The following is a 10,502-nucleotide window of genomic DNA, read 5'->3' as shown; positions in this document are numbered from 1 at the left end:
TGCACTCTGCGCCATCCTCAACAAGACGGCTGCGGAGGTTCTGTTTTTTGCAGATGCTGGACGAAGACGAATTCACCGTCCTTTTCACAAAACGGATTTGGGAGCTCTCGGCCGAAAAAGGTTTGCCGTTTGGCAAGGAACCCTCTGAATATGCGCGGACCGTTGCGCGGGCTTACTGGCTATCGCTCCATGCAGAAGGCTTAAGCCCTGAAGACTGTGCCGACGAGGACGCCTCCTATTGGCCCTGAAACCCATCACCGGCCACCATAGGATATGGGCGCCGATTATCTAGCCTGACATCTCGCCGACGAGATCCGAATGGCACGTAATCTGTCCGAAAGCGTACGGGAACCAGACAGGTTCTCGGTTAATGGTGTCGATCCGCCGATCACTTTTCGCAAAGCTTGGCCAAGTTCTTCTCCAGACTTCGCCGGAGGGCGCCGGAGATTTCAGTCTCCAGCCCCTTGACGATGTCGCCGAACCGGCCACCGGTCTTCACGATCTCAATGGAGGTCTCGGTCGCCTTGCAGGTCGCCAGGTCGATGTTCAGACGAACCTCAGCAGTCGCTGAAAACCCTCCTTCGACCAGCGCTTCGTCTGAGGTCTTGCAAGCAAGCGTGCCGCGGGCGCTCGCCTCCGCGGTGTCGCCATTAACCGACAATTGCAGGTTTTCGATCTTTACGGAATCGAGCTTGTCGACGCCTACCTCTACACTGATGCCGAAGCTCGATACCTTGGTCTTCAACGACCTGCATGGCTGCGCATCTCCGATGGCCCTCTCCAGCGCATTCGGTGCCTGTGCGTTGGCGAAGAAGCATGGCTGGAGGAGAAAGACGCCTGCCGTTAGCACGCCTAAACACTTCCGCATCGCTCTCTCCAATCTGCCTGGGTTTTCACGCAGGTGCCTCTGAATCATAGGGCTGGATCGGTCTCCCGGAAAGGCAATACCGCTCCCGGCCCCTTGCGGATGTGCTTCCTCGTGCATCGCTGTCGAGGGGTCGAGACAGACGACTGGAATTTCTGGAGAATGTCAGCTTGCTGGCGAGTGAAGACGCCCCTCCCCCACCGGGCGGACGGCGGTCTCCTGAGGGGCGTCTCCAGAATCTCTTCGCGAGGCGGCGATCAGCCCATCGCGAGCCGAAATCAAAAAAAACATTGGGCCCTTGTCGAGAACTGATCTCCTCGTACGTCTATTACAAGTGAGGCCGCCGAAAACCATCAAGCGCGCCTTTCGACTTCCGCAATGCGCAGGGTACCCGAATGCTGGTCGAATAACGAAACGGTCGTAATGGATCGAGGGAGCAAGCAGATGGACATGATCGAATTGAAGCCTGCGAAGGAACTGGCCGCGAAACGTGTGAGCAGGTTCATAAACGAAACTGTGGACTACGCCGAGGCGAGGACGGCCCTGTTGGCGGAAGAGATCGAGGTCCGACGACATCTCACCAGGCTTGCGGAGCAACGCCGGCGCCTGCCTCCCGGCCCGCTCGTACAAAAGGATTATCGCTTCAAGGACGAAAACGGTCTGGAGCTCGGTCTGGCAGGCCTTTTCGGGCATCATGATACCCTTGTAACGTACTTCTGGATGTTCGGCCCGCAGCGGGAACGGCCCTGTCCGATGTGCACGAACTTCCTGGGCGGAGCGAACGGCAACGGCGCCGACGTCAAACAGAGGGTCGCATTCAAGATCATCGGTCGCAGCCCGGTGGAGCGACAACGTGCGTTCGCTATCGAACGCGGATGGCGTGACCTTGATTTCGTCCAGACTGTCGGCGACGACTATGCCCGGGACTTAGGCGTGCTTGACGACGAGGGATCAGAGTATCCGGGATTCACGGTCTACCGGAAGGATGGGGACGACGTTCGTGTCTTCTACAATGGCGAGATGCCGGCAGAAGCGGCGGATCCCGGCCAAGATCCAAGGGGGGCGGTGGATATCGCCCCGCTCTGGAACATTCTGGACATGACGCCGGCTGGCCGCGGCACGGATTGGTATCCGAAGCTCAACTATTGAACTCGATCGCGGTGGTTGTCGGGCGCGAGCCTACATGTCTGATTTATCGGCTTGCTGATGGACGAGCTTCGCCCAGACCACCTACTCGTCGTCGCTCGGTGCAACATTCGTTCTCTCCGGCTTTGCCGAGATCGACCGGTTCGCCCTAGCTCCCGGATCGCGTCAGAAAAAGCGACCGATGCTTCTTGCGACACGTCATGACCGGCGCCCAGCAGGATCTGCTGAGCGTCGCCGCCGGTGAAGTGCCTGGCGTCCTAATTCTTCGCCGGAGGAGGATCAACGCGGCCATCAGCGCCAGGCAAAAGGATCGTCGTATCCGACAGGCGACCGTTACTAGCCAAGCACTTGATGAAACGCATTTACAAGTATTGGCATGCGCCTCGCTTCCATGGCTCCCTCCTTGGCGGCTATTCGTACGGCCGAAGCGGATACCGCATAACCGAAATACCTTGCTGGTAGCTTAGTTTCCCTTCGCAAACATCGCCACAATATGCCTAACCCGCTCACTGCGGAACGCCGCCCTGATCCGACCATGGCGCTCAAGCTCCGCCAATCCATGTAACGCAGCCCAAAAGGCTTCGGTCGCTACCTCAGCGTCAGCGCAAAACCGATCAACGACCCCCATCATAGCCCCAAACGTCTCGCGCAAGACTTGAGGCGTATCGGACTTCGCGAACCGAAGACCGCTCGGCAGAACGAACATGGCTTCGTACAGAGCTGGCCTTTCGAATGCGAATTCAAGGTAGGCCGTGGCGACGGCTTCGATAGCCTCTTCTGGAGATGCACCTGCGGGGACAGACGCCCGCAACGTTGGCCCCAGTTCTTCAAAACCCTTGAGCGAGACTGCGCCGACAATCGCGTCCCGGTTTTCGAAATGGGCGTAGAGTACGGGCTGGCTGTATTCGATCTCCTGCGCAAGGCGCCGGACGGTGACTGAAGCCCAGCCATCTCGTTCGGCAAGCATTCTTGCCGCCGCGATGATCCGCTGCTCCCGCTCCGCTCTTTCCCGCTCTTTCCGCTCGCTGATACCCATGTTTCCACCACCTTCGATCCGTCGCTCTGACTTTAGCGATCTTAATTATTCGTGGCAATGCTTGACAAACTAGCGCTGCTAGTTTTAGGTTTATCGCTATCGCAAACATGGCGATCGAAACCATTAGGGTCTTCCAATGTCCAACCTGATATCGTTTTCACTCGGTAATGCCGCGACGCTGGCGGCCGCGGCGGCGTTTCTCATCGGCAGCGTCGTCAACGCCAGTGGCCGCAAGCCGATCCGCGAAGAATTCGTGCGTTACGGATTTCCTTGGTGGTGGTGCTGGGTCACCGCGCTGCTTGAATTTATGACGGCTGTTCTTCTTCTCCTGCGCCCGACATTCGCCCTTGGAGTGGCGCTTGGGGTTTGCATCATGGTCGCGGCGATCTTCGCAATCCTGCGAGCGCGTGACTTCCGCCACATCCCGCCGCCAGCGGCATTCCTGCTGCTGTTGCTGATCGCTGCATTCGTCCAGTTCTCATAAATTTGACGGGAAACCGTCGATCTCAACCATCAAAACCGCCGAATGTCGAACCGCGCCGAAACCCGTCGGCGAGGCGCACAGCCACGGCGCAAGGAGCCAGTCATGACCATATCCAACTCATCCTCCAACAGCGTGGTCGTTTACCATTCCGGCTACGGCCATACCCACCGCATGGCGGAGGCCGTCGCCGAAGGAGCCGGAGCGACGCTTCATGCCATCGACGCCGAGGGCAACCTTTCCGAGGACGGATGGGCGGCGCTCGATGCCGCCGACGTCATCATCTTCGGCGCGCCGACTTACATGGGCGGACCGAGCTGGCAGTTTAAGAAGTTCGCGGATGCATCCTCAAAGCCGTGGTTTTCCGTAAAGTGGCGGGATAAGATTTTCGGCGGTTTTACCAACAGCGCCAGCCTCAACGGTGACAAGTTGAACACCCTGCAATATTTTGCTCTTCTTGCGGGGCAGCATGGCGGCCTGTGGGTGAGCCTGGGCATCAAGCCATCGAACACCAAGTCGTCTTTGAGAGACGATGTAAACCGAATGGGATCGTACCTCGGCCCGATGGCGCAGTCGGATGCCGACGCGGCGCCAGTGGAAATGTCTGTCGGTGATCTCGAGACCGGACGTCTCTACGGGGCGAGAGTTGCAGGCATCGCGCGACAACGAAAGTCTTGAACAGGCATCAAATGAACTGCACGTTTATCTGACAAAGTCCTTCCGCGCCTTTGCGCGGAAGGTTTAGGCTTGTAGCGTGTATGACCACGTTAAGCCGAAGCTGACAGCGTGTGCCAACCGCCTTGAAACCGGATCCTAGCTCTTGAAAGGAATCGAACCGGAGATCCCTCGCAGGAAGTAGCTATGCGTTTGGCAATCGGTGATTTTCCGTCGTCACCTCGAAGCGGGCACTCGACCAGTCACGGATTGCGGTAGAGGATATCAGCCGCTTTATTCCGCATCAGGCCAATACAAGAATCTTCAATGCTTTGTGCGAGAAGCTGGGTATCCCGACTGCGAAGACGGTGAACACGATTGGCGATTACGGCAATTCGTCCGCCGCGACCATTCCGCTGTCGCTGACGATTGCCAACGACGAGCGCCGGTTGTTCCAGGAGAGACGCTCCTTCTGGCCCGGCGGGTGCCGGACTGACGGGCGGCGCGGTGGTCCTGCGATTTTGATCCGGCCTTGCAGCAACGCAGCCGCGCTATTGCCGGTTGGCCGGGCTGCGGCCATAAAGCAAAAGCATGGCGATGATGACGACGCCGTAGATGATCTGCCGCCCTGCCTCCGGCATCTGCATGACGGAGAGGATCGATTGCAGCAGCGTAATCAGGATCACGCCGGCAACGGTGCCGAGATAGGATCCCTTGCCGCCGAGAATGGAGGTTCCGCCGAGGACGACGGCGGCGATCGAGGGCAGGAGATAAGCATCGCCCATGGACTGCGCCGCTTTCGAGGCATAGCCAGCAAGCAGGGCACCGCCGAAGCCGCTCAGCGCCCCTGAGGCAATGAAGGCGATCATGACGATCCAGCGGGTATTGATACCGGAAAGATAGGCGGCACTCTCCCGATTGCCGATACCATAGACGGACCGGCCGAATGTCGTGCGGTTAAGGACGAAGACCGTTGCGGCGCCGACGACCGCCCAGATGAGAACGGCATTGGGTAGCCCGGGCAGAAGGAAGCCGGTTGCCAGATAGCGCATCGCAAATGTTGCCGAATCCTGCGGCGAGAAGCCGCCAGTATAGACGACCATCAGTCCTTGCGCGACGGCGTTGGTCGCCAGCGTGATGATCATCGAGGGGATGCGCAAATAGGCGACGCCGATCCCGTTGGCGAGCCCGATCGCCATGCCGCAGGCAATGCCGAAGGGAATGGCCAGAGCCTCGCCGAGCGGGCCGTAAGCGGCAGCCGCGCACGCCATCATTCCGCCGACGGCGACAGACCACGGTACGGAAAGATCGATCTGGCCGAGCAGCACGACGATCATCATGCCTGTGGCGATGACGCCAAGAAAGGATGCGACCTTCAGCTGCTGCAGGAGATATTCCGGCGACAGGAAACTCGCCGAATACAAACTGCCGATGATGAGCAGCAGGAAAATGCAGGCGAAGGCGGTGGCTATGGCAGGGTCGAGCCGATGCATGAACTTGGAAAGCCGGGTCACCGAGTGTTCTCGCATCAGTTTGTTCATCCGAACCATTCCAGGCGATTGCGCACACGGAACAATGCGAACGCGCCAAGGCTCACCGCGACGAGCAGCACCACACCCTGGAACAGCGGCTGCCACAGCGGATCGAAATCGAAGACGAAGAGCAGGTCGCCGATGGTCCTGAAGGCGAGGGCTCCGAAGATTGCGCCGATCGCGCTGCCTTTGCCGCCGAACAGGGATACGCCGCCGAGCACCACCGAAGCGATTGAGAACAGCGTATAGGCATTGCCGCTCGCAAAGGCTGCCTCGCCGGTGAAGGTGAAGAAGGTAAGGAAGAGCCCGCCAATCGACGCAAGAAGACCGGCGAGCGCATAGGCGGTAAATTTCGCGCGGCGGATGGGCAGGCCGGACATATAAGCCGCGATCTCCGATGAACCGGAGGCATAGGCTGCCCGCCCGATCAGGGAGCAGCTGAACGGTACCCATATGACGAGAACGACGGCGATGAGAGCGACAAGGCTGGCCGGCAAGAGGTCGAAGACCTTGCCTGTCATGACGTCTGCCAGTTCCTCGTTGACCGATCCGCCGGGAAAGGGTCGCAGCAGGAGGGCGATGCCGAAAAACACAGCGCCGGTGGCGATCGTGGCAACGATCGGCTGCAACCGTCCATAGATGACGATCAAGCCGTTGAGCGCGCCGCAGGCAAGACCGGCAGCCAGGACGGCCATCACGCCAAGAGCAGTTTCAAGCGGCGAGCCGAGCACGAGCCAGGAGGCCAGCGCATTGGTCAGGATGAAGATCATGCCGACTGAGAGGTCGATGCCGGCGGTAATCACCACCAACGTCTGAGCCATCGCGACGAAGGCAAGCAGCACGCCCTTGTTCGCCGCGGTCTGGACGACATTGGCCGTCAGTCCGGCGGGATGATTGGAGACGTAGATTGCAAACATGACGAGGAATATGCCGGCTGCCATCAGCGTGCCGCGCCGTTCGCCCAACCGGTAACGCCACTCCTTCATGCCGCGCTCCCCACATTCTCGCTGCCGACATTCAGTGCGCTCGCCACCAACGCATGCTCCGTGATGCCGTCGCCCTTCAATTCGCGTCTGATGCTGCCGTTGTAGAAGACGAGAACGCGATCGCAGCAGCCGATCAACTCGTCGTAATCCGTCGAATAAAAGAGAATGGCTGCTCCCGCTTCGGCCAAGCGCCGCAGCAACTGATAGATCTCCTGCTTGGTGCCCACATCGATGCCGCGTGTCGGATCGTTGAGCAGAATGATCCGCGGCTTGCGCATCAGCCACTTGGCGATGACGACCTTCTGTTGGTTGCCGCCGGAGAGCGCTCCGACCGGAATGTCGAGACCTGCCGTCTTGATCGCCAGTAGCTGTACCATTTCCTCGATCAACCGTTCTTCCTTTTCCTGATCTATCACCCACACTCTGGACACCCGGTCCAGTACCGCAAAGGATAGATTTTCCCGGACCGTCATCGGCAGCATCAAGCCTTCCGTCTTGCGGTCCTCGGGGATGAGCGCCATGCCGATCTGTCCGGATTTTGCCGCTGCCGGGCTTGCGAGCGTAACCGCCTTGCCGTCGACAAGGACGGAACCTGTGATCCCGCGCAGGACGCCGAAGAGCGCAAGCAGCAGCTCGCGCTGCCCTTGTCCATCCAGGCCTCCAAGGCCGACGACTTCACCACGACCGACGGTAAGCGAAATGTCGTGCAGCCTATCCGCCCAGCCGAGCTTGCGGCATTCCAAGACCGGACGGACTTCATCCTTCGCGAGCCGTTCCGGTTTCGGCGGGAAGGCGCGGCTGTATTCCCGACCGATCATCATTTCGACGATCTCGCCATCGCTGCGCGTGGCTGCCGGGAAACTCGCCACATTGCGGCCATTGCGCAAGACCGTGCATTGATCCGCCAATTCGGCGATCTCCTGCATGCGATGAGAAATGTAAAGGAGTGCCAGCCCTTCGGACCTCAGCCGTCGCAAAACGGAGAAGACCTCGGCGACATCGGCTGCCGTCAGTGCCGACGTCCCTTCGTCGAGAATGAGAATGCGCGGTTTCCAGGCGAGCGCCTTCGCGATCTCCACCAGTTGTCGGCGCGAGAGCGGCAGGTCCTTGACCAGCTCGCGCGGATGAATGTCGCTGGCGCCTGCCCGCGCGAGCATCTCCTCGGCGATGACGCGTTGCGCCTTGCGGTCAATCAGGCCGAAACGGCGCGGCGGAGCGGCGATAGAGATGTTGTCGGCGACGCTGAGGTCCGGGATCAGCGAGAGTTCCTGAAATACGCAGGTGACGCCGGCGGCGGAAGCCTCGGCCGGGGAGCGGAAGGTCACCGGATGCCCGTCGAGCAGCATGCGGCCTTCATCCGGCGCGACGACGCCGGCCATGATCTTGATCAGCGTGGATTTGCCCGCGCCGTTCTCGCCGAGAATGGCGTGGATTTTCCCGGATTCCACGGTGAGTTTGGCGTTTTCCAACGCATGCACGCCTCCGTAACGCTTCGATACACCGCTCATCTCAAAGAGCGGGGTTGCCGCCGGTTTTTCTGGTGCCGTCATGAATGTCCTCGGGGCAAGTGTTTCTCGCGCGCCGCGGGCAGAGCCGCGGCACGCCGCTCAAGCGATCCGGTTGGACCCCGGCCTATTTGTTTTCCTTCGACTGCCCCATGATCTCCTGCGCGGTAAAATTGATGCCGCAGGTGGGAAAAGCGTTGCCGACGAAGAAATTGTCCGACTGATCCGGATAGAAGTCCTGGCCCTCCTTGAAGTTCGGGTCTTCGACAATTGCCAGCGGCAGCTTGATGGACTGCGGCACGACCTGTCCTTCAAGTGCTGCGATCGCCGTCTTGATGGCAACTGCCACCTGGGCAGGCCCGGTGCCGGCCGATGAGCATTTCAGGCCTTCACCAGCATATTTGGCGCAGAACTTGCGGAAGCCGTTTTCCGTTTCGCCACCGAAAGGCACGAACGGATGTTTGGCATCGATCATTGCCTGCACGACGCCGGTATCGCCGCCCTGCGCGGTGATGCCGTCGAACTTCTTGTGCACGGCTATCGCGTCGGCGGTGGCTTTCTGTGCCGTCGGGTCGTCCCACTTGCCGAGCACTTCGACGACATCCCACTTCTTGCCGGTGGCATCCAGGGTTTCGTGTATGCCGTTGTGGCGGTCGGTATCGACTGACGTTCCGGCAACCCCGCGCACCTCGAGAACTTTGCCGCCGTCAGGAAGGTGCTTTGCTAGCCAGTTCGCCCACAACACGCCAAGGCCCTTCTGGTCGACGTTGACGTTGATTGCGTCTTGCGTATCCAGAATATTGTCGAAGGCGACCAGGACGACGCCGGCCTGCTTTGCGCGCTTGATGACCGGTCCGAATGCCGTCGGATTCTGGGCATTGACGACGATGGCGTCGTAACCGGAATCGATGAAGTTGTTGATCGCCGAAATCTGCGCCGGCACGTCCTCACCGGTGGAAACGACCTTGAACTCCTTGAGTTTGGCGGCGACATCCGGCTGAGCGGCATAGGCTTTCGCGGTCTGGATCATCTGAATGCGCCAGGTGTTGGCGATATACCCATTGGCTAGCGCGATGCGATAAGGCCCGTCTTTTTTCGGAAATTTGAAGAACTTGGTATCCGCCGTCCACGGCACGAAGCAGTCAGCCTCGGCCGCAGGCCCACTGACAATTTCCGGTTGGGCAAGAGCCGTGGAGTGGGAAAGCGTAAATGCAGCAGCGGCGAGAAGGCCGCCGACCAACGTCTTGTACATCGAATCCTCCCATTTGTTGCCATGTTGGGATCGGCATCGAATGGGTGTCGGAATCATCGACTGTCCGCTGCAGTTGTTCTGCAGTGGTTGCCGGTCCGGCAATGCATGTCGATACGCTCTCCAAATGACGCCGGATGGGCTCCTCCCGAGGGCGTCACGCATCCGATGGTAGCGCTGCCAATCATGATTGTAAAGAAGCACGCAATGACCTGATCAACGCGAGATTCTCAGGCTCACCCGGAGCAGCTAGGGTCGCCCGGGGCTTGTCCTTAAGCTGCTGTTTGGGCGCCGCAAATTGACTTCGCACGATGCCGTGGCACTGGAGCTTGTCGTAGCAACGAAATTGCACGAGCAGGCTCTAAGGCACCTAAGTCGCCCAAAGCTGCTAGCTTGCAGAACTTGGCTCGGTCGAATTGGGATGCGTAGATCTGGGCTACATGATCCGACTAAATCCGTTTCTTTTCATCCTCGCTACAAAAGACTGGTCGAGAGCTGAACGCGAGCGAGCTCGTGGAGACGGATTGCTGGTTGCCAGCGCCGTAGGAGAATCCCGGCAGGATGCGCGCCCGGCGCCAAACGGCGCGATAATGATTATGTCGCGACAGTCGTGCGCCGGCGCTTCCAATCCTGAGAACTGTCTTCCACTATCTGGCAAGCCCTCTTATGCGCCCTGATCTCGAAGGCCCGATGAAATTACCGATCGTCGAGAACGAGTGTGCGCCGAAATCTCCTGGCGTCTCAAATCGCTTCCCCAGAAAGATGAAGCAGTCCCGGTGGAAAATCATCGATGATCCCGAGGGCCTCGTACCCAAGCCGTTCGTAAAACCCGCGCGCCCGAAAGCTATTGGTCGTGAGCCACGAACCTCGGCAGCCGCGATCTACCGCCCTCTTGCGCAGCGAGGGCCATGACACGACGGCCAATGACACCCTGGCGAAGCGCTTCCGGCACTACCGGTAGATCGACCGTGCTGCCCCAACGCCCACCAACAATATTTCCTGTTTCGGGCCCAGTGGCAGTTAAGACCAGCAGTTTATCTTCAGTCGG

10 protein-coding genes and 1 pseudogene are annotated in these 10,502 nt (G+C 59.5%); 5 read left to right on the top strand and 6 right to left on the bottom strand.

Features of this window, described 5'->3' with window-relative positions; translation table 11 throughout:
- On the top strand, positions 1-248 hold a 248-nt coding region (locus RLEG4DRAFT_RS40770; RefSeq protein ID WP_210161328.1), incomplete at its 5' end, for a hypothetical protein.
- A 140-nt stretch (positions 249-388) separates the two neighbouring features.
- On the opposite strand, the gene RLEG4DRAFT_RS09415 is transcribed toward RLEG4DRAFT_RS40770, so the two are convergent.
- Positions 389-868, bottom strand: a complete 480-nt coding sequence (locus tag RLEG4DRAFT_RS09415; RefSeq protein WP_003577223.1) for a hypothetical protein — start codon at positions 866-868, stop codon at positions 389-391.
- A 441-nt stretch (positions 869-1,309) separates the two neighbouring features.
- Here RLEG4DRAFT_RS09415 and RLEG4DRAFT_RS09410 point away from each other — a divergent pair, with 441 nt between their 5' ends.
- Entirely contained in the window at positions 1,310-2,014 is a 705-nt protein-coding gene (locus RLEG4DRAFT_RS09410; protein ID WP_003577221.1) for a DUF899 family protein, read from the top strand.
- Positions 2,015-2,474: 460 nt separating this feature from the next.
- On the opposite strand, the gene RLEG4DRAFT_RS09405 is transcribed toward RLEG4DRAFT_RS09410, so the two are convergent.
- Positions 2,475-3,047, bottom strand: coding sequence for a TetR/AcrR family transcriptional regulator (locus RLEG4DRAFT_RS09405; RefSeq protein ID WP_003577220.1), 573 nt, complete (start codon positions 3,045-3,047; stop codon positions 2,475-2,477).
- A 136-nt stretch (positions 3,048-3,183) separates the two neighbouring features.
- On the opposite strand from RLEG4DRAFT_RS09405, the gene RLEG4DRAFT_RS09400 reads away from it, so the two are divergent.
- The 3 genes and pseudogenes from RLEG4DRAFT_RS09400 to RLEG4DRAFT_RS42530 form a co-directional block, all read left to right on the top strand.
- On the top strand, positions 3,184-3,531 hold the full coding sequence (locus RLEG4DRAFT_RS09400; RefSeq protein ID WP_003577219.1) for a DoxX family protein: 348 nt from the start codon (positions 3,184-3,186) through the stop codon (positions 3,529-3,531).
- A gap of 102 nt (positions 3,532-3,633) precedes the next feature.
- On the top strand, positions 3,634-4,206 hold the full coding sequence (locus RLEG4DRAFT_RS09395; protein WP_003577218.1) for a flavodoxin family protein: 573 nt from the start codon (positions 3,634-3,636) through the stop codon (positions 4,204-4,206).
- 245 nt (positions 4,207-4,451) lie between these two features.
- Positions 4,452-4,574: pseudogene (locus tag RLEG4DRAFT_RS42530) on the top strand (3-oxoacyl-[acyl-carrier-protein] synthase III C-terminal domain-containing protein); the annotation flags it as partial.
- 159 nt (positions 4,575-4,733) lie between these two features.
- Here the strand turns inward: RLEG4DRAFT_RS42530 and RLEG4DRAFT_RS09390 are convergent.
- From RLEG4DRAFT_RS09390 to RLEG4DRAFT_RS09375, 4 genes are all read right to left on the bottom strand, one after another.
- Entirely contained in the window at positions 4,734-5,723 is a 990-nt protein-coding gene (locus tag RLEG4DRAFT_RS09390; protein WP_003577216.1) for an ABC transporter permease, read from the bottom strand.
- Positions 5,720-6,700, bottom strand: coding sequence for an ABC transporter permease (locus tag RLEG4DRAFT_RS09385; RefSeq protein ID WP_003577215.1), 981 nt, complete (start codon positions 6,698-6,700; stop codon positions 5,720-5,722). The genes RLEG4DRAFT_RS09390 and RLEG4DRAFT_RS09385 overlap by 4 nt, the downstream gene beginning before the upstream one ends.
- Entirely contained in the window at positions 6,697-8,250 is a 1,554-nt protein-coding gene (locus tag RLEG4DRAFT_RS09380) for a sugar ABC transporter ATP-binding protein (RefSeq protein WP_003577214.1), read from the bottom strand. Before RLEG4DRAFT_RS09380 ends, RLEG4DRAFT_RS09385 begins: the two co-directional genes overlap by 4 nt.
- Before the next feature lie 82 nt (positions 8,251-8,332).
- Entirely contained in the window at positions 8,333-9,457 is a 1,125-nt protein-coding gene (locus tag RLEG4DRAFT_RS09375) for a sugar ABC transporter substrate-binding protein (protein WP_003577213.1), read from the bottom strand.
- Positions 9,458-10,502 lie beyond the last annotated feature (1,045 nt).

This window comes from Rhizobium leguminosarum bv. trifolii WSM2297 (genome assembly GCF_000271845.1).
The sequence above is the reverse complement of the archived record's forward strand: the minus strand, read 5'-3'. Positions and strand labels throughout refer to the sequence as shown.